General features: G+C 70.5%; 18 protein-coding genes. 13 read left to right on the forward strand and 5 right to left on the reverse strand.

Annotation, left to right across the window (positions count from 1 at the left end; all coding sequences use genetic code 11):
• The 7 genes from D7X32_RS17215 to D7X32_RS17245 form a co-directional block, all read left to right on the forward strand.
• A partial coding sequence (locus D7X32_RS17215) for a PEGA domain-containing protein (RefSeq protein WP_120603643.1) occupies window positions 1-1,107 on the forward strand: 1,107 nt, incomplete at its 5' end.
• 97 nt (window positions 1,108-1,204) lie between these two features.
• Window positions 1,205-1,420 (forward strand): hypothetical protein, encoded by a 216-nt coding sequence (locus D7X32_RS17220; protein ID WP_120603644.1) that lies wholly within the window; start codon window positions 1,205-1,207, stop codon window positions 1,418-1,420.
• Between the two features lie 78 nt (window positions 1,421-1,498).
• Window positions 1,499-2,461 carry a CarD family transcriptional regulator gene (locus tag D7X32_RS17225; protein WP_120603645.1) on the forward strand — a complete coding sequence of 321 codons (963 nt, stop codon included), beginning with the start codon at window positions 1,499-1,501 and terminating at the stop codon, window positions 2,459-2,461.
• A 91-nt stretch (window positions 2,462-2,552) separates the two neighbouring features.
• On the forward strand, window positions 2,553-3,065 hold the full coding sequence (locus D7X32_RS17230) for a zinc metalloprotease (protein WP_120603646.1): 513 nt from the start codon (window positions 2,553-2,555) through the stop codon (window positions 3,063-3,065).
• The gene (locus D7X32_RS17235; RefSeq protein WP_120603647.1) at window positions 3,052-4,002 is read left to right on the forward strand and encodes a hypothetical protein; all 951 of its coding nucleotides are present in this window, start codon (window positions 3,052-3,054) and stop codon (window positions 4,000-4,002) included. The genes D7X32_RS17230 and D7X32_RS17235 overlap by 14 nt, the downstream gene beginning before the upstream one ends.
• The gene (locus D7X32_RS17240; protein ID WP_208752451.1) at window positions 3,999-5,861 is read left to right on the forward strand and encodes an ArnT family glycosyltransferase; all 1,863 of its coding nucleotides are present in this window, start codon (window positions 3,999-4,001) and stop codon (window positions 5,859-5,861) included. Before D7X32_RS17235 ends, D7X32_RS17240 begins: the two co-directional genes overlap by 4 nt.
• A gap of 148 nt (window positions 5,862-6,009) precedes the next feature.
• On the forward strand, window positions 6,010-6,582 hold the full coding sequence (locus tag D7X32_RS17245) for a hypothetical protein (RefSeq protein WP_120603648.1): 573 nt from the start codon (window positions 6,010-6,012) through the stop codon (window positions 6,580-6,582).
• Window positions 6,583-6,662: 80 nt separating this feature from the next.
• Here the strand turns inward: D7X32_RS17245 and D7X32_RS17250 are convergent, their stop codons facing one another.
• The gene (locus D7X32_RS17250) at window positions 6,663-7,064 is read right to left on the reverse strand and encodes an ATP-dependent DNA helicase (protein ID WP_120603649.1); all 402 of its coding nucleotides are present in this window, start codon (window positions 7,062-7,064) and stop codon (window positions 6,663-6,665) included.
• 294 nt (window positions 7,065-7,358) lie between these two features.
• Between D7X32_RS17250 and D7X32_RS17255 the strand changes: the two genes are divergently transcribed.
• A complete protein-coding gene (locus D7X32_RS17255; RefSeq protein ID WP_120603650.1) occupies window positions 7,359-7,910 on the forward strand; it encodes a hypothetical protein in 552 nt (183 codons plus the stop codon).
• A gap of 80 nt (window positions 7,911-7,990) precedes the next feature.
• Here D7X32_RS17255 and D7X32_RS17260 read toward each other — a convergent pair whose 3' ends face one another.
• The 4 genes from D7X32_RS17260 to D7X32_RS17275 form a co-directional block, all read right to left on the reverse strand.
• A complete protein-coding gene (locus D7X32_RS17260) occupies window positions 7,991-8,383 on the reverse strand; it encodes an ATP-dependent DNA helicase (protein WP_120603651.1) in 393 nt (130 codons plus the stop codon).
• Between the two features lie 157 nt (window positions 8,384-8,540).
• Window positions 8,541-9,725, reverse strand: coding sequence for an iron-containing alcohol dehydrogenase (locus D7X32_RS17265; RefSeq protein ID WP_120603652.1), 1,185 nt, complete (start codon window positions 9,723-9,725; stop codon window positions 8,541-8,543).
• A gap of 13 nt (window positions 9,726-9,738) precedes the next feature.
• Entirely contained in the window at window positions 9,739-11,202 is a 1,464-nt protein-coding gene (locus D7X32_RS17270) for a glutamine synthetase family protein (protein ID WP_171446768.1), read from the reverse strand.
• A gap of 69 nt (window positions 11,203-11,271) precedes the next feature.
• Window positions 11,272-12,759: an aldehyde dehydrogenase family protein gene (locus D7X32_RS17275; RefSeq protein WP_120603653.1), complete on the reverse strand. Its 1,488-nt coding sequence runs from the start codon at window positions 12,757-12,759 to the stop codon at window positions 11,272-11,274.
• An 88-nt stretch (window positions 12,760-12,847) separates the two neighbouring features.
• Between D7X32_RS17275 and D7X32_RS17280 the strand changes: the two genes are divergently transcribed.
• From D7X32_RS17280 to D7X32_RS17300, 5 genes are all read left to right on the forward strand, one after another.
• Complete coding sequence (locus D7X32_RS17280) at window positions 12,848-13,606, forward strand: glutamine amidotransferase (protein WP_171446770.1); 759 nt, start codon at window positions 12,848-12,850, stop codon at window positions 13,604-13,606.
• Between the two features lie 149 nt (window positions 13,607-13,755).
• On the forward strand, window positions 13,756-14,586 hold the full coding sequence (locus D7X32_RS17285; protein ID WP_120603655.1) for an esterase/lipase family protein: 831 nt from the start codon (window positions 13,756-13,758) through the stop codon (window positions 14,584-14,586).
• 3 nt (window positions 14,587-14,589) lie between these two features.
• Entirely contained in the window at window positions 14,590-15,051 is a 462-nt protein-coding gene (locus tag D7X32_RS17290) for a hypothetical protein (RefSeq protein ID WP_120603656.1), read from the forward strand.
• A 142-nt stretch (window positions 15,052-15,193) separates the two neighbouring features.
• Window positions 15,194-16,411: an AI-2E family transporter gene (locus D7X32_RS17295; RefSeq protein ID WP_120603657.1), complete on the forward strand. Its 1,218-nt coding sequence runs from the start codon at window positions 15,194-15,196 to the stop codon at window positions 16,409-16,411.
• A 132-nt stretch (window positions 16,412-16,543) separates the two neighbouring features.
• Window positions 16,544-19,090, forward strand: a complete 2,547-nt coding sequence (locus D7X32_RS17300; protein ID WP_120603658.1) for an ATP-binding protein — start codon at window positions 16,544-16,546, stop codon at window positions 19,088-19,090.
• Window positions 19,091-19,139: the final 49 nt, after the last annotated feature.

Consider the following 19,139-nt stretch of genomic DNA (forward strand, 5'->3'; position numbering starts at 1 on the left):
CCGCAGGCGATGCCCCCCGCCCCACCGCCCGCGTGGCACCGCTCCCTGCGAGGCTGGGCGGTGCGCGGCGCGCCGGTGGTGGTGGCCGCGCTGGTGGCCACGTGGCTGGGCCTGGTCATGGGCGGCTCCAACACGTTCGCGGTGGAGCTCAGCTCCTCGCCCGCGGGCGCCACCATCCGCGTGGACGGCCGGACGCTGGCGGAGACGACGCCCACGCTCATCACCCAGCTGCCGTCGGACCGGGAGCACGTGCTGGAGGTGCTGCTGCCGGGCATGGTGCCCTTCAGCCAGCGCGTGCACGCGGAGCGCGGCACCACGCTGGCGGTCCACGCCCGGCTCGCGCCGAAGCACCCGCCCTCGGCGCGCGCCCCGCCCCGCGCGGGCCCGGACAACACGCCCGCCTTCTTCGCTCGCTACTCCTCGGGAGGCCCGTTCGCGCTCAGCGCGGTCGCGCATGCCCTGCGCGTGCCCCCGTCCCAGGCGGCGCGCATGCGGTTGGATCCGTCCCGCACCTACGGCCTGCGCGTGGAGGGCCGCGTGTCGGTGGGCGGTCCGCTGCCGGTGGCCCAGGCGGTCTACTTCCTGGAGGGCGGCACGGCCCTGGCCGCGCGCGACAGCTTCGGCCTGGTGGGCACGGACGAGGTGCTGGTGCGCGACGCCTCCGTCCTCTACGTGTTCCTCTGGGACGACCGGCCGGACGACAACCGCGGGGCGCTCCAGGTGCACGTGCGCGAACAGGCGAGCGGCGCCATCACCACCCTGCTCCTGGATGCGCGCCGGCACGCCATCTCGCTGTCCCCCCATGACGGCTTCACGCTCCGCGAGCTGGATCCGTCCACCACCTACCGCGTCGTCGTGCGCGCGGCGCAGGAACCGGCGCGCACGCGGGGCTTCGGCGGCGGTGAGGTGGGCGGCGTGCTCGCGCTGCACGGCGCGGGACTGTCCCCGGCCACGGCCCCGGGCACGCTGGAGGTGCTGGAGGTCAACCAGCCCACGGTGATGCGCGGCGCGAGCTGGCTGCGGCTCGCGTTCCCGGACGACGACGCGAACGACAACTCCGGCGGCCTCACGCTGGAGGTGACGCCGGTGGCGCCGCTGCACCAGTAGCGCGCGCGACGGGCCGCTACAGGGCGCCGCCAGCCTGTAGCCGAAAAATTGATCATCCGGGCGCCGCCCCTACCCTGGGCCGCCACGGAGGACGCTCATGAAGAAGCTGCTGGCGGTACTGGTTCTGGGGATCGCGGTGATGGCCACGGTGGGACTTTCCACTCGCGTGGACGCGCGGCCCGGAAGCACGGCGGACGAGGGACCGACCGATGCCCAGATCGACGCTGTCCTGGACGCGCAGGCTCACGAGATCATGGCCCGGCTGCTGGAAGCGCAGCGCAATGCCAACCGGATGACAATGCTTCCCCGGTAATCTCGTGGCATCCGGCGGGGCACGGTGCTACGACCGGGCGCTCGCTTCGGTGCTCATCCACCCGCCCACGAGGGGGCCATGCCAGAAGGGTCCGCTGCACTCCAGCTCCAGGTTGGAGACCGGGTCGTCTACCCCAACCAGGGGGTCTGTCGCGTCGCCGCCATCGATGTGAAGGAAGTGGCGGGGCAGAGCCTCACCTTCGTCACCATGCGCCGCGAGGAAGACGGCGCGGTCGTGATGGTGCCGCAGGGAAAAATCATCTCCATCGGAGTGCGCAAGGTCGCCAGTCCCGCGGACGTGGAGGAGATCTACGCGTTCCTCCGCTCGGACAGCGACAAGGCGGACCTCGACTGGAAGCAGCGCGCGCGCACCAACCTGGACCGCATGACCCAGGGTGGAATCCTGGGCCTGGCGGAGGTCGTCAAGGGCCTCCAGGTCCTGAGTGAGCTGCGTCCGCTGCCCACCAAGGAGCGCGAGCTCTACGACAACGCACGGCACCTGCTGGTGTCGGAGGTCGCCGCCGCGCTGGGCACCGCCGAGGCCAACGCCGAGGACTCCATCGACATCGTCCTCTTCCCGCCCGGGAAGGAGCGTCCCAAGCGCACCGCCGCGGAGTTCGCGCGGCCCGGTGGCGACGAGGACGACATGGACCTGGACGGCGACCTCATGGGTCTGGAGGGCGGAGAGCTGGACCTGCCCTCGGACGAGGAGCCGCCGGCCGAACCCGAGGAGGAGTCCTCCGAGGAAGGTGCCGAGGAGGAAGGCGGCGAGGAGGCGGCCGAGGACGCCCCCAAGAAGCGCGGCCGTCCGCCCAAGGCCAAGCCGGACGAAGGCGCCGAACCCGCCGCTCCCAAGAAGCGCGGCCGTCCGCCCAAGCCGAAGCCGGAGGTGGTGGCGGCGGAGGGTGCTGAACCCGCCGCTCCCAAGAAGCGCGGTCGTCCGCCCAAGGCCAAGCCGCCTGAAGGCGACACGCCCGCGGAGCCCGCCGCTCCGAAGAAGCGCGGCCGTCCGCCCAAGGCGAAGCCCGCCGAGGACGAGTGAACCGCAGGACTCCACGGCCCTCCCGGTTGCCCGCGTCGCGCGTGAGCGCGCGCCCGGCACCGCGAGGGCCTTCCCGCCGAGGTGACGCCCCGTGATTCGCGTCGTGACGCTGGACCCCTTCGACGACAAGCAGCTCGCCAAGTTCAACCGCACGCTCTACACGGCCTTCGGCGTGGGCAGCGAGCACAGCGGCTCCGCGGAAGTCCCCGCGGGCATGTCCGAGCCCCTGGACGCGGAGAAGCTGCTCGACGAGGTGAAGGGCATCCGGGCCTACAAGGACGACAAGGTGCTGCTGCTCACCTCGCGCAAGCTGAAGGACCGCGACCTGCCCAGCGGCAAGGCGCCCACGTCGGGCTTCGCGAGGTACGGCAAGGACCGGGCGGTGCTCACCATCGCGCCGTTCAAGGACCTGGAGACGGGCTACAAGGCCATCGCGCGCCACGCGCTGCACCAGCTGGGCACGCTCTGGGAGCTGCACCACTGCCTGGATCCGCGCTGCTCGATGTACCCGCCCTGGACGCCGTCCTTCAACCAGGGCGACCACATCTTCTGCACCTTCTGCCGCGAAAAGAGCGAGCAGAAGATCCGTCTTGCCAAGTCCTAAGGCCCTGCGCGCCCTGCCCCTGGTGGAACTGGGGGCCCTGCTGCTCGTCGCGCTCTCGTGCCTCGTCTTCCAGTTGAGGCTTCCGGGCCGGCTGCCCACGGACGCGGACGAGCGCGCCGTGGCGGACGTGCTGGCCCGCGACGCGCGCCCCGGGGACGCGGTGCTGCTCTTCCCCTGGTGGACCGAGCGCGCCCGCCTCTTCGTGCCTCCGTCGGTGCCCGTGTACGGGTGGCTGGACTCGGACGGCGCGGATTTGAGCGCGCACCCGCGCGTCTGGGTGCTGGGCCAGCCGGACCTGCCCCGCTCCGACGTGGGCGCGTTCGACGCGGCCTTCCTCCCCGGCCGCAAGGCGCTGGGCCCCGAAGCCCGCATGGGCCCGCTGTCGCTGCGCCTCTATGAGAACGGCCGCTACCGTCCCCGTCACTGGGTGGCGAGCGAGTCCGCGAGCACGGCGCGCGTGTACCTGGAGCAGCCGGACGGCTCGCGCCGGGACTGCCCCTTCGACGGCAAGGTGCACCGCTGCCCTGGCCCGCCACACCTGTACGTGGCGCCGGAGTGGCACGAGATCTTCTACGAACCCCGGCACTGCCTGTGGATGCACGCACCGGGAGGACCGCAGCGGCTGGTGGCGGAGTTCGCCAACGTGCCTTCCGGCATGGGCCTGCGGCTGGAAGGCGGCATCATCTTCGAGTTCGCGCACTCCAAGGACCCGCGCCTCTCCACCTCGTACCTGGGCGTGGATGACGCGGCGACGGGCGAGCGGCTGTTGAACGTGCCCATTCCTCCGGGCCGCGAGGGCGTGCAGAAGGCGGAGGTGGTGCTGCCGCCCGGACCGCCGCGCACGGTGAAGGTCTGGGTGCAGGCGGACAACGCGGAGTCGCGGCAGGTGTGCCTGGACGTGATGGCGCTGGAGCCCGCGGTGGGGGTGAAGCCATGACAGCGCCGGTGACACCCCAGCTGACGGGACGCCCCGCCACGCGCGAGGAGAAGCTCACGGCCCTGGCGCTGTGGGTGCTGGCGTTCGTGGCGCTGTGGAGCACGGAAGCGGCAGTGGGCTTCACGCGCGACGAGAGCGTCTACTTCGCCGCGGCGGAGGGCTATTCGCAGTGGTTCCGGCTGCTGTTGCACTCGCCGGCGCAGGCGTTCACGGACAGCGCCATCGTGCGTGCGTGGGACTACAACCACGAGCACCCGGTGCTGATGAAGACGCTGTTCGGATTGAGCCACCTGCTCTTCCACGACACGTTGGGCGTCATGCGCGACGCGACGGCGTTCCGGCTGCCCGCGTTCGCGATGGCGGCGCTGGTGCCCGCGCTGTGCTTCCTGCTGGGCAGCGCGCTGTACGGCCGCACCGCGGGGTGGTTCGCCGCCCTCTCCTTCCTGCTGGTCCCCCGCCAGTACTTCAACGCGGAGCTGGCGTGCTTCGACATGCCGGTGGCCGCGATGTGGCTGCTGGTCGTGTACTGCTTCTGGCGCGCGCTGGAGAGCACCCGCTGGGGCATCGCGTGCGGCGTGGCGTTCGGCCTGGCCATCGCCACGAAGCACAACGCCCTCTTCATGCCGTTCGTGCTGTCGCCGTTCGCGCTGTGGCGCGCGTGGCAGGCGAGCGAGGGCGCCCCGGAAGCCCGCGTGCGGCTGGCCCGCTTCGTGGGGCTGTTCGCGGCGGTGGCGGTGCTCTACGGCCTGCTGGTGGTGTTCCTGGGCGGGCCCGACGCGTTCCAGAAGAAGTTCCTGCTGCTCAGCCCGCACACGCTGTTCTTCGTGGGGCTCGCGGTGGGCAGCGTGGTGCTGCTGAGGGACTTGAAGCAGGTGAGCCTGCCGGTGACGCGCGCGCTGGTGCCGCTGGCGGCGATGGCGGTGCTGGGCCCCGTCCTCTTCTACCTGCACTGGCCCTACCTCTGGCACGCGCCGGTGGACCGCACCGCGTGGTACCTGGCCTTCCACGCGACGCACAACCACTACGCCTGGTTCTACCTGGGCACGCTGATGCGCGGGCCACCCTTCCCGCTCACCTACGTGGTGGTGAAGACGGCGCTGACGGTGCCCACCAGCCTCTTCGCGCCCATGGTAACGGGCTTCGTCGCGCTCGTGGGCCGGGCGCTGCTCAGCCTGGGCACGCGCACGCGTGAATGGGTGCGGATGCCCACGGCCTCAGAGGCGCTGGTGGGCGTCAACGCGGTGACGTCCATCCTGATCATCAGCCACCCGCAGGTGCCGCACTTCGGCGGCGTGAAGCACTGGTTCCCGTCCATGCCCTTCCTGGGCATCCTCGCGGGCGCGGCGGTGGCGCGCGGGTGCTTCGCGCTGTGGGAGGTGCTGAAGGCGCGGCGGCCCTCGGTGTCACCGCTGGCGGTGACGGTGCCGGTGTTCGCCCTGCTGCTCCTGCCCGCGCTGATGTATCTGGTGCGGGTGTTCCCGTACGGCACGGCCGCGTACTCGGAGCTGGCGGGTGGATTGCCGGGCGCGGCGACGCTGGGGATGCAGCGGCAGTTCTGGTCCAGCCACGTCACCGGCGTGCTGCCGTGGATCAACGCACACGCGAAGCCGGGCGCGCGCATCTACCTGCATGAGGTGAACGGCTTCTCGTTCCGCGACTACCAGCGCAACGGGATGCTGCGCGAGGACGTGCGGCCGGTGAACAGCCCGTTCGACGCGGACATCGTCGCGTACCAGTACCACCAGGAGTTCCGCGAGCACGAGTTCCTCACGTGGCAGGCCTTCGGCACGCGCACGCCCGTCACGGGGCTGTACCTGGACGAAACACCCCAGGTCATCGTCTACCAGCGCCCGGAGTAGTCCCGGGCGGTGATGACGCGACAAGCCATGTGCACGACCGTGCACTCGGCGGCCTCGCGGGCCTCCACGGAAAGCGGAGAGGACGGGAAGGCATGGGGCCGGAGTAGGATCCCGGTGTCGGCCATTCCACCTTCCCGGGGAGGAACACATGACGCGCTGGACGGGCTTGCTGACGGTGATGGTGTTGGGTGCGGGCATCGTGGGCTGCGACGACGCGAAGCCACCCGCCAAGGTGGCGCGGGCACAGGTGAAGCGGACCGGCCCCGCGACGATGGAGATCATCCCCGTCGAGGGACAGCTCCCCTACTGCATGCTCTTCACGATGTCGGAGAAGGGCGTCATCCGGCAGCTCACGCTCACGCGGGAGAACCGCTCCATCCGCTGCGACGCGAACCGCCCCGTCGCCAACACCAGCTTCCGCGTGCCCGTGCAGGAGGGGAAGGTGCGCGTCTACATCTTCTTCTCCGACGAGCGCGTGCCGGCGGGCTCCGTGGCGCAGCAGCTCTACGATTTGCGCGACCGCGAGCGCGTCACCGCCATGGACCTGCGGCTGCCGGGGCGCATCTTCGTGGAGACGCTGGAGTTCACCCCGGAGACGGGCGAGCCGGAAGCGACGGGCGGCATCGTCGGCGCGGGTGGAGTGGTGACGTCCGATGGCGGCACGGCTTCGGACGCGGGCCCCAGCCCCAGCACGCTGTCCGTGGAGCCCGCGGCCAACTGACCTCCAGACGCGAAGAAGCCCGAGGGTGGATCTCCGCCCCCGGGCCTCCGTGCTGCTTCAGGCTGTGACGCGGGCGCTGCCTAGTTCAGCCAGCGACCGTTGTAGCGATGGTCGCGCCGGGCCCACCGCTCGCGCTCCTGACGCTCGCGCTCCATGCGCGCCTGACGCTCGCGCTCCTGCCGCATGCGCTCCAGCCGGGCCTGACGCTCACGCTCCTGCCGTTCCCGCTCCATGCGCGCGTGACGCTCCCGATCCTGCCGCTCGCGCTCCAGCCGGGCCTGACGCTCACGCTCCTGACGCGCCCGCTCCTGCCGTTCCCGCTCCAGTCGCGCCTGACGCTCGCGCTCCTGACGCTCGCGCTCCATGCGAGCCTGGTCCTGGCGGCTCACGAAGGGGGTGGCGACGTGGTAGTCCGCCGCCATCACCGGGGAGCTCGCGATGAGCGCCACAGCCACCACCATCTTCTTGAGCATCGCCTTCATGACCTGCCTCCGTGAACCGCGTTGTGCTGCGTTCTGAACCTACTGACGGGGGAGGCCCGGCTTGATTCATCGCTCCAAAGGCACGGGGCCCCTCCCGTTTCCCTCGGAGGAGGCCCCGCTGAAACACTCTGAAATCGATCCGGAGTGAAGCCGCCTTTCAGTACGCCTCGCGAGCCATGGAGCGCGGGTGCTCCGCGAAGGAATGCCCGGAGCGCTTCTTCCCCCGGGACACGTCCACCGTGTTGCGCCGGGCTGGCTCGTGGTATCCGGCCATTCCCCATTCCGGGGAGGACCATGACGCGCTGGACGGGATTGCTGCTGGTGATGACGCTGGGTGCGGGCATCGCGAGCTGCGACGACGCGAAGCCGCCGCCCGCCAAGGTGACGCGGGCGATGGTGAAGCGGACGGGCCCCGCGACGATGGAGATCATCCCCGGCGAGGGGCAGCTGCCCTACTGCATGCTCTTCACGACGTCCGAGAAGGGCGTCATCCGGCAGCTCACGCTCACGCGGGAGAAACGCTCCATCCGGTGCAACGCGAACCGGCCCGTCGCCAACACCAGCTTCCGCGTGCCCGTGCAGGAGGGGAAGGTGCGCGTCTACGTCTTCTTCTCCGACGAACCCGTGCCGACGAACTGGGTGGCGCAACAACTCTACGAACTGCGCGACCGCGAGCGCATCACCTCCATGGACCTGCGGCTGCCAGGGCGCATCTTCGTGGAGACACTGGAGTTCACGCCGGAGACGGGCGAGCCGGAAGCGAAGGGCGGAGGGGTGACATCCGATGGCGGCACGGCTTCGGACGCGGGCCCCAGCACGCCGTCCGTGGAGCCCGCGGCCCACTGAGCTCCAGACGCGAAGAAGCCCGAGGGTGGATCTCCGCCCCCGGGCCTCCGTGCTGCTTCAAGCTGTAACGCTGGCACTGCCTAGTTCAGCCAGCCACCGTTGTTCACCGGGGCCCGGTCACGCCGCGCCAGCCGCTCGCGCTCCAGCCGGGCCTGACGCTCGCGCTCCATGCGCGCCTGCCGCTCACGCTCCTGCCGCTCGCGCTCCAGCTTCGCCAGCCGCTCGCGCTCCTGACGCTCCCGATCCTGCCGCTCGCGCTCCAGCCGGGCCTGACGCTCACGCTCCTGACGCGCCCGCTCCTGCCGTTCCCGCTCCAGCCGCGCCTGCCGCTCGCGCTCCTGACGCTCGCGCTCCATGCGAGCCTGGTCCTGGCGGCTCACGAAGGGGGTGGCGACGTGGTAGTCCGCCGCCATCACCGGGGAGCTCGCGATGAGCGCCACAGCCACCACCATCTTCTTGAGCATCGCCTTCATGACCTGCCTCCGTGAACCGCGTTGTGCTGCGTTCTGAACCTTCTGACGGAGGAGGCCCGGCTTGATTCATCGCTCCAAAGGCACGGGGCCCCTCCCGTTTCCCTCGGAAGAGGCCCCGCTGAAACACTCTGAAATCAAGCCGGAGTGAAGCCGCTTCTCAGTACGCCTCGCGGGCCATGGCGAGCAGCTCCGCCTCGGAGACGGCGCGCGGGTTGCCCTGGTGGGACGCGTCCAGGAAGGCCTTCTGCGCGATGTGCTCCAGGTCCTTCTCCTGCACGCCCGCCTCGCGCAGCCGCGCCGGGATGCCGACGGCCGCCGCCAGCTTGCGCACGCGGTCGATGGCGTTCGCCGCGAGCACCTCTTCACGCGCGTTGGACGTGTCCCCCAGCGCCGTGGCGATGCGCGCCAGCCGCGCCGTGCTCGCCGCGCGGTTGAACTCCATCACCACGGGCAACACGATGGCGTTCGCCAGGCCGTGCGGCACGTTGGAGATGGGCGTGAGCGCGTGGGCCAGCGCGTGGCTCGCGCCCAGGCCCTTCTGGAAGGCCATGGCACCCTCCATCGCGGCCACCATCATGTCCGTGCGCGCCGCCAGGTCGCGGCCCTCCTTCACCGCCGTCACCAGCGAGCGACCCACGCGCATCACACCGTCGATGGCCACCGCGTCCGCGAGCGGATGGAAGCCGTTGGCGACGTACGCCTCGATGCAGTGGGTGAGCGCGTCCATGCCCGTGGCCGCCGTGACGGACGGGGGCAGGCCCAGCGTCAGCTCCGGGTCGATGACCGCGGCCTTGGGCAGCAGGTACGGGCTGAAGATGACCGTCTTGCGGCCCGTGTCCGCCAGCGTCACCACGCCGGAGCGCCCCACCTCCGACCCCGTGCCCGCCGTCGTCGGAATGGCGATGAGCGGAGGCAGGTCGTCACGCACGTACTGGTCGCCGCCCTTCGCGTCGTCGTAGCGGCTGAGCGGCGGCTCGTGCGTGGTGAGCAGCTGCACCAGCTTGCCCGCGTCCAGCGCGCTGCCACCGCCCAGGGCGACGATGCCGTCCGCCTTGTGCGCGCGGTACGCCTCCAGGCCCGCGAACACGTCGCGCTCCGTGGGGTTGGGCTCCACGCGGTCGAACACCGCGCAGGCCATGCCCGCGGCCTTGAGCACGTCCGTGACGCGCGTGGCGAGGCCCGCCTTCACCACGCCCGCGTCCGTCACCAGCAGCGGACGCTTCATGTTCAACCGCGCCGCGTGCGCGGGCAGCTTCTGCAGCGCGCCCGCGCCAAACACGATGCGCGTGGGCCAGGACATCTCCGTGACGCGCGGCTCCGAGGGAATGTCGAAAGGTTTCATGGACGGTGCTCCTTCAGATGAGTTCCAGGTAGCGCTCCAGCTCCCAGGAGGTGACCGCCCGCTCGTACTGGCGCACCTCCCATTCGCGGGTGCGCACGAAATGGTCGACGAAGCCCTCGCCCAGGATTTCGCGGGCGCGCTCGCTGTTCTTCAGCAGTGCCACCGCGTCCTTCAGGTTGCGGGGCAGCGGCTTCGTGTTCTTCGCCTCGTAGGCGTTGGACAGCACGGGCGCGGGCGGCTCGATTTCGTTCTCGATGCCCCACAGGCCCGCGGCCAGGCTCACCGCCATGCCGATGTACGCGTTCATGTCCGCGCCCAGCTGGCGGTACTCGATGCGCATGGACTTGCCGCTGTCGCCGATGACGCGGATGGCGCAGGTGCGGTTCTCCAGGCCCCACGTCGCGGTGGTGGGCGCCCAGGTGTTCTCCACGCTGCGCTTGTAGCTGTTGATGGTGGGCCAGTAGAGCGCCGTCAGCTCCGGCATCAGCGCCACCTGCCCGCCGATGTAGTGCCGCATCAACTGGCTCATCCCGTGCTTCTCCGACGGGTCGTGGAAGAGGTTGTCCTCGCCCTTCAGGTTCCACAGCGACTGGTGCACGTGGCCGGAGCAGCCCGGCAGCTTCGGGTCCACCTTCGCCATGAAGCACGCGGACACGCCGTGCTTCGCGCAGATCTCCTTCACCACCGTCTTGAACAGCGCCGCGCGGTCCGCCGCCAGCTCCAGCGTGTCGTAGCGGATGGCGGCCTCGAAGACGCCCGGGCCCGTCTCCGTGTGGAAGCCCTCGATGTTGAGCCCGTACGCGTTGCAGCCGTCGATGAGCGCGTGCACCAGCGGCGCGTTCATGGACGTGCGCAGCCACGAGTAGCCGAACATGCCCGGCGTCAGCGGCGTGAGGTTCTTGAAGCCCTTCTCATGCAGGCTCTGCGGGCCCTCCTTGAAGAGGAAGAACTCGTACTCGGCGCCGAACTTGGGCAGGAAGCCCAGCTTGCGCGCGCGCTGGCCCATCTTCTGGAGCAGCTGGCGGGGGCTCGCCTCGAAGGGCGTGCCGTCCGGGTTCACGAAGTCCAACAGGAACGCCGCGGTGTCCGGCTCCCACGGGATGATGCGCGCGGTGGACAGGTCCACCTTCGCGGGCGTGTCCGGGTAGCCCGTGTGCCAGCCCGTCACCTGGGTGTTGTCCAGCAGCTCGTCGCCCAGGTCCCAGCCGAAGACGACGTCGCAGAAGCCCATGTTGCTCTTCGCGGCGCTCCAGAACTTCTCCAGCGAGATGTACTTGCCGCGCCAGACGCCATCCACGTCGATGGCGCCCACCTTCACCTTGCGCACGCCCTTCTCGTCCATCCACCGGCGCAGGGAGTCCATCTCCCCCTGCTGGCCGGGCACCGCGCGCGGCGTGCCCTCGCTGCGCTCCTTCGCGCGAGCCCGGCGGGCCATCGCTGGATGGGTGAGCACCTTGGCCTTGGGACGCGACGCCATCGGGACCTTCCTTTTCTTCGTCATGCGGCAGTGAAGCAGTGGAATGGAAAGCAGAGCGTGCGCGGCGGCTCAGGGGGACGGCAGCTTCGTCCACACGGCCTTCGTCTGGAGGTAGCCGTCCAGCGCGTGGTGGCCCAGGTCCTTGCCCCAGCCGGATTCCTTGTAGCCACCGAAGGGCGCCGCGTCGTCGAACTCGTTGAAGCAGTTGATCCACACCACGCCGCTCTTCACCTGCTTCGCCAGCGCGTGCGCCTTCGCGACGTCGCCCGTCCAGATGGACGCGGCCAGGCCGTACTGCGTGCTGTTCGCCATCGCGATGGCCTCCGCGTCGTCGCGGAAGCGCAGGCAGCTGAGCACCGGCCCGAAGATCTCCTCCTGGGCGATCTTCATGTCCGGCTTCACGTCGCCGAAGATGGTGGGCTTCACGAAGCAGCCCTTCGCCTTGAAGCCCTCCGTGTCGCGGCCACCGCCCGCGAGCAGCTTCGCGCCCTGCTGCTTGCCGCTCTCGATGTAGCCCAGCACCACGTCCATCTGCTTCTGGCTCACCAGCGCGCCCATCTCCGTGGACGCGTCCAGCGGGTCGCCCACCTTCAGCGTGCGCGCCTTCTCCGCCAGCTTCGCGACGAACGCCTCGTAGGCGGCCTCGTGCACCAGCACGCGGCTGCCCGCGTTGCACGTCTCACCCTTGTTGCCGAAGATGCCCCAGAAGCACGCCTCCACCGCGCGGTCGAAGTCCGCGTCCGGGAAGATGATCTGCGGGCTCTTGCCGCCCAGCTCCAGCGTCAGCTTCTTCAGGTTGCTCGCGGCGGACGCCTGCAACAGGCGGCGCGCGGTGCGGCCGGAGCCGGTGAAGGAAATCTTGTCCACGTCCGGGTGCCGCGCGATGGCCTCGCCCGCGGGGTCGCCCAGGCCGGTGACGACATTGATGACGCCGGGCGGGAAGCCCGCCTCCATCGCCAGCGCGCCCAGCTTCAGCGCGGTGAGCGGCGTGTACTCGGACGGCTTCACCACCACCGTGCAGCCGGAGGCCAGCGCGGGCCCCAGCTTCCAGCCCAGCATGCACGTGGGGTAGTTCCACGGCACGATGGCGCCCACCACGCCCACCGGCTCCTTGAGCGCGTAGGTGTGGAAGGGGCCGTCCACGGGCAGCACCTCGCCCACGATGGTGCTGGCCATGTCCGCGAAGTTCGCGAGCGTCGCGGCGCCCGGTGCCACGTCGCCCCGGATGGCGTCCTTGAAGGTCTTGCCGTTGTTCAGCGACTCGACGAGCGCGAACTCCTCGCGGCGCTCGTAGAGCAGGTCCGCCAGCTTGCGGATGAGCTTGCCGCGCTCACGGCCGGTCATCTTCCCCCACGGCCCGGATTCGAAGGCACGGCGCGCGGCCTTCACCGCGCGGTCCACGTCCGCGGCGGTGCCCGCGGGCACGTCCGCGATCTTCTGGCCGGTGGCGGGATTCACCACCGCGAAGGTGCCGCCTTCAATGGGGTCCACGTGCTGCCCGTCGATGAACAGCTTGAGCACAGGGAGCTTGGGAGTGAGCGAACGAGCGTCGGTCATGGCGAAGCCTCGGGTGAGCACGGCGCGCGAGCGGCCTGGAAGTGGCGGGCACCGGACACGGACGGCAGGACACGGTAGGAATGGGGGCATGACGCGGCAAGCTGCCCCCATGAAGAACGTCCTCCTGCTGAAAGCCGGTGACGCGGCGACGTCCGTCCAGCTCTCCGTGGGCGACTACGAGCGGTGGTTTCTGCAAACCATCGGACTGTCGGGTCAGCGCTTCGACATCCTTGCCGTGCACAAAGGCGCACCCCTGCCGAAGGACGCGAAGGGCTACGACGCGGTGATGATGACGGGCTCGCCCCTGTCGGTGACGCAGCGCGAGCCGTGGATGGAGAAGGCCGGCGCCTTCATGGTGGAGGCGGGCGAGCAGGGCATCCCCGTGCTCGGCGTGTGCTTTGGCCAACAGCTGCTCGCTGAAGCCTACGGCGGCAAGGTGGCGCGCAACCCCAACGGCCGCGAGACGGGCACCGTGGAGGTGACGCTCTCACCCGAGGGCCGCGCGGATCCGCTGTTCACCGGCCTGCCGGAGCGCTTCGCCGCGCAGGCGACGCACGAGGACATCGTCTCCCACCTGCCGCGAGGCGCCACGGTGCTCGCGGGCAACGCCAATACCGCGAACCAGGCGCTCGCGTTCCGCCCCAATGTGCGCGGCGTTCAGTTCCACCCGGAGATGCCCACGGACGCCATGCGCGCGGTCATCCTCGCCCGCGAGGACACGCTGGAGTCGCTCGCGCGTGAGAAGGGCGTCCCCGAGGGCGAGTACGTCCCCCGGCTCCTGTCCGGCATCACCCCGACGCCTTTCGCGCACCGGGTGCTGATGAACTTCCTCGAACATTTCACCTGACCGGACCTTCCGGATTCGCGCCGGCGTCCGCGTGAAAGCGGACAGACAGCGCGCGCTGATCCGGGCCGGACGGTGGCGTGCTCCCTAGCTTTGCCCCGTGTTCCAGTGGCGGCGGTCCATGCACCGCCCAGGAGGGGCGAGGGCTGGGGATGAATCCGTTCGTGATGCAGTACCGGAAGCTGAAGTGCCACCTGAAGTACCTGGCCAGCTACGTGGATCTGGATCCACGCGGCAACCAGGTCGTGCGCCGCACGGACTTCAAGCACTGCCAGAAGCCGGTGCTCCTGCTGCACGGCTTCTTCAGCACGCGCCGCGTCCTGGAGGTGCTGGAGCACCGCCTGCGCCGCGAGGGCTACTGCGTCTGGTCCATCCACCTGGGCGGCACGATGGACCGCTTCAACACGCACCGCATCGACGAGCTGGCGCAGAAGGTGCGCGGCAAGGTGGACCGGCTCTACGAGCGTCACCCGGGCATGGGGCCGCTCACCATCATCGGCCACTCCAAGGGCGGCCTCATCGGCACGTACTACGTGAAGCGCCTGGGCGGTGACACGCGCGTCAGGAGCCTCATCACGCTGGGCACGCCGCACCGGGGCACGCGCATGGCCTACCTGGGCTGCGCGACGCTGGGCTGGTTCAGCCGCAGCATGTGGCAGCTCACGCCGACGTCGCGCTTCATCAAGGACCTGAGCGTGGGCGCCTTCCCGCGCCACGTGCGGCTCACGTCCATCTACTCGCGCGACGACGTCATCGCGCGCTATCCCTCGTCCGTGCTGGACGTGGACGGCCAGCCCAACCTCTTCAACGTGGAGCTGTCCGGAGAGGTGCCCCACGGCGAGCTGCTCACGCGCCGGGCCGTGTGGGAGGTCATCCAGCGCGAGCTCGCCCTGGGCTATGCTGACAGCGCGGTGCCCGCGTCCGTCGCGGAGCTTCCGCCCCCTCCCCTTCCGGTGGCCCTGCCCGCCGCCGCCAGCCCCTGACACATGCCCTCGCGCTGGGACCACCTCTTCGACCTCAAGCCCGTCGCCCTCGTGGACCACCTGCTGGATGAGGTGGCGCGGCTGCTCGCCAAGGACCTGGAGTCCTGGCCCCCGCCCGTCCAGGACCTGGACCCGGCCACCCTGGGCGAGTTCGCCCCGCTGTTCCAGGAGGCCACCCGGCGCCCCGACCCGGCCGTCTACACGGAGGCCCTGCGGCTGGCGAAGTGGGACCTGGCGCGCGAGTTCGACGCCTTCGACGAATACGTCCGCAACAAGCGCTACCTGGAGCGGGGGCTCGTCGCCGAGGACCGCGTCCCCCTGCTCTTCCTCACCCGCTGGCTCACCGAACAGATGCTGGGCCTGGGAGAGGCCACCCAGGGCCGCATCAAGCGCCCCCTGATGCGCCAGTGCCTGGACCGGCTGGAGGCCCAACTGGCCGACCGGACCCGGCTGCCACAGGCCTGAAGCCCGGACGTGCCCCGGGCCGGCTGGCTGCCCCTGCCCCGGGAGGTGTTCTGGACCCTTGGGGGGCATAGGAGCCGGGCCCGCCGGAAGCTTTCTGCCGGGAGCTTGTCAGGAGGGAGCCTGCTGCCCTAAGCCCGAGTCCATGTCGCAGCCCGTGGAAGCCACCGCCCCCGACGAACGCCGCAAGCGCCTGCTCCTCCTCGCGGGGTTGTGGGTGGCCATCGCGGTGACGCTCTTCGCCCTGCGCTCGGTGGTGATGCCCTTCGCGGGCGCCGCGCTCATCGCGTACCTGGTGCAGCCGCTGGTGAAGCGCATCACGCGGCTGAAGGTGGCCGGCCGCTACGTCCCGCGCTGGGTGGCCATCCTGCTCATCTACGCGGGGTTCTTCCTCGCGGTGTACCTCTTCTTCGTCGCGCTGGTGCCGCAGCTCTACCGCGAGGTGGTGCGCATCAGCCGTGAGATGGCCGGCTTCGCCAGCGCGCTCACGCCGGAGCACGTGCAGACGCTCGCGCAGCGCGCGGAGACGTGGCTCAATGTGTACGGCATCCCCGTGGCCCTGTCGGACCGGGCCATGGAGGGCGCGGCGGGCTCCACGGGCGGCTTCAGCCTGGCGCTGGACCTGGAGCAGATGCTCACCGACGCGGTGGCGCGCGCGACGTCGCTCGCGAGGGAGAACCTGGCGGACATCGTCAACGTGTCGCGCCGCATCGTCACGGAGGTGCTGGCTGGCGTCTTCATGCTGTTCTTCATCCTGATGGTCGCCGCGTTCTTCTCCATCGACGCGCAGGCCATCCGCCGCTACTTCGGCACGCTCGTCCCCGCGGAGTTCCTGCCCGACGCGAAGACGCTGGTGGCGCGCATCGACAAGTCGCTGTCCGGCGTGGTGCGCGGCCAGTTCACCATCTGCCTGGTGAACGGCGGCCTCACGCTGGTGGGCCTGCTCCTGTTCGGCGTGAAGTTCGCCTTCCTGCTGGCCACCATCGCCACGCTCTTCAGCCTCATCCCCATCTTCGGCACCATCATCAGCTCGGTGCCCATCGTGCTCATCGCGATGGCGGACGGGTTCCAGAAGGGCGTGGCGCTCCTGCTGTGGATCATCGGCATCCACGCGCTGGAGGCGTACTTCCTCAACCCGAAGATCATGGGCGAGGCCGCGCGCATCCACCCCGTGGTGGTGGCCTTCTCGCTCATCGCGGGCGAGAAGCTCTTCGGCCTCTGGGGCGCCCTGTTCGCGGTGCCGGTGGCCTCCATCGCGGTGGCCTGCTTCGACTACGCGCGCCTCAAGGCGCAGCCTCCCCCGCTGGTCACCGCCGCCCCCCAGCAGGCGGTCGCCTCCACGGACGCGGCCCCCGCGGCCTGAGCCCCCTGCCGGGCCGTCCAGGAGCCGAAGCGTCCACCGGTTGAAACCGGAGGCTGCCTCCCACTTTCCCCCCTGGCCATCCCGGGGGTGAGTGGCTAATTCCACGCACTCCTCCGCATCTGAGGACGTGTGATGCCCCCCAGCCCCTCACCGGCCCCGGACTACCGGAGCCTGTTCGAAGCCTCACCCAACCCGTACCTGGTGCTGACGCCAGGGTTCGTCATCGTCGCGGTGACGGACTCGTACCTGCGCGCCACGGGGACGCGGCGCGAGGACATCCTGGGCCGCCATATCTTCGACGTCTTCCCGGACAACCCCCAGGAAGCGGGGGCCAGCGGGGTGACCAACCTGCGCGCGTCACTGGAGCGCGTGGTGAAGACGCGCGCTCCGGACGCGATGGCGGTCCAGAAGTACGACATCCCCAGCCCCAAGTCCGAAGGAGGGTTCGAGCTGCGCTACTGGAGCCCGCTGAACTCGCCCGTGTTCGGCGAGGACGGCGCGCTGCGCAACATCATCCACCGCGTGGAGGACGTCACCGACTTCATCCACCAGCGGCACCCGGACGACGAGCAGCACCGGCAGCACGCCGCGCTCCGGGTCCGCGCGGACGAGATGGAGGGCGAAATCTTCCGGCGCGCCCAGCAGATTCAAGAGGCCAACCAGCAGCTGCGCGTCGCGAACGAGCAACTGGGGGAGCTGGACCGGCTCAAGTCGGAGTTCTTCGCCAACGTCAGCCACGAGTTCCGCACGCCGCTGACGCTGATGCTGGGCCCCACGGAGGACCTGCTCGCCGGGCGCGCGGGCCCGCTGTCGGACGAGGTCCGCAAGGAGATGGAGCGGGTGCACCGCAACGCCGGGCGCCTGCTCAAGCTGGTGAACGCGCTGCTGGATTTGTCAAAGCTGGAGGCGGGCCCCAAGGAGGAGCGCTTCGTGCCCGCGGACCTGCCCGCGCTGACGAAGGACGCGGCCGCCAGCTTCCGCTCCGCCATGGAGCGCGCGGGCTTGAAGCTCACGGTGGACTGTCCGCCTCTGTCCCAGCCCGTCTACGTGGCGCCGGACCTGTGGGAGCAGATCGTCCTCAACCTGGTGTCCAACGCGTTCAAGTTCACGCTCCAGGGCGGCGTCACGCTGCGCCTGCGCGAGCACGGGCAGCGGGTGACGCTGGAGGTGGAGGACACCGGTTCGGGCATCCCCGCGCACGAGCTGCCCCGCCTCTTCGAGCGCTTCCACCGCGTGCCAGGCTCACCGTCGCGCACCGTGGAAGGCAGCGGCATCGGGCTCGCGCTGGTGCAGGAGTTCGCGCGGCTGCACGGCGGCGCCGTGTCCGCGCGCAGCACGGAGGGCGAAGGCAGCGTCTTCAGCGTGGAGCTGCCCATGGGCCATGCGCACCTGCCGCCGGAGCGCATCCGCACCACGGCCCGGCCGCGCTCCGCGGCGCGCGAGGCCACGTCGGCCTACGTCGAGGAAGCCCTGCTGTGGAGCGCCAAGCCGAAGGACCGCACCCAGTCCTCGCACCAGCACCCGCCGGCCGCGGACGGCCAGGCCGTGAATCCCGCGCCCCGCGCGCGCATCCTGCTCGTGGACGACAACCGGGACATGCGCGACTACATCCAGCGCGTGCTCTCCACCGAGTACGAGGTGGAGGCGGTGACGGATGGCCTGAAGGGCCTGGAGTCCGCGCTGGCCCGGCCGCCGGACCTGGTGCTGTCCGACGTGATGATGCCGAAGCTGGACGGCATGGGCCTCTTGCGCGCCCTGCGTGCCGCGCCCAACACGTGCGAGCTGCCCATCCTGCTCCTGTCCGCGAAGGCCGGTGAGGAGGCCACGGTGCAGGGCCTGGCGTCCGGCGCGGACGACTACCTGGTGAAGCCCTTCTCCGCGGGCGAGCTGCTCGCGCGCATCGCGTCCAACCTGAAGCTCGCGAGGATGCGCGGGGAGATGGCCAACGAGCGCGCCCGCGCGGAAGGGCTGTCCGAAGCGCTGCGCGCCCGGGACGACTTCCTCTCCGTGGCGGCGCACGAGCTGCGCACGCCGCTGGCGGCCTTCCAGCTGCACCTGGAGCTGGTGGAGCGAGGCCTGGGCCGGGATGCACCGCCCAAGGCGCTGGAACGGTTGAAGCAGGCCCGGTCCTTCATCCGGCGGCTGGCGATGCTCGTGGACGTGCTGATGGACGTGTCGCAGATCACCAGCGGCCGGCTGAAGCTCACCCGCACGGACGTGGACCTGGGCGACCTGCTGGTGGAGGTGACTCGCTTCGCGGAGGAAGAGGCGCGCCGCGACGGCACGCCGCTCACCGTGGACGTGAAGGGCCCGGTGATGGGCGCGTTCGACCCGTCGCGCATCTCGCAGGTGGTGCACAACCTGGTCGCCAACGCGCTGAAGTTCGGCCGGGGCCGGCCGGTGGACGTGACCCTGCAACCGGACGGGGAAGTAGTGCGCCTGTCCGTGGTGGACCACGGCATCGGCATCAAGCCGGAGGACCGCGAGCGCATCTTCGAGCGCTTCGAGCGCGCCGTGTCCACGCACCACTACGGGGGCCTGGGCCTGGGGCTCTGGGTGTCGCGTCAGGTGGTGGAAGCGCACCAGGGCCGCATCGACGTGGAGGACACGCCGGGCGGCGGCACCACCTTCCGCGTGACGCTGCCGCTGAGGGAGCCGCCGGTGGACGTGGCCGCCTGACCCGCCAGCTGAACCTGGCCAGGTGACCGCGCCCGCGCGCGGTCAGCCG

This window comes from Corallococcus carmarthensis, from assembly GCF_003611695.1.
In the GTDB taxonomy this organism is placed as follows: domain Bacteria; phylum Myxococcota; class Myxococcia; order Myxococcales; family Myxococcaceae; genus Corallococcus; species Corallococcus carmarthensis.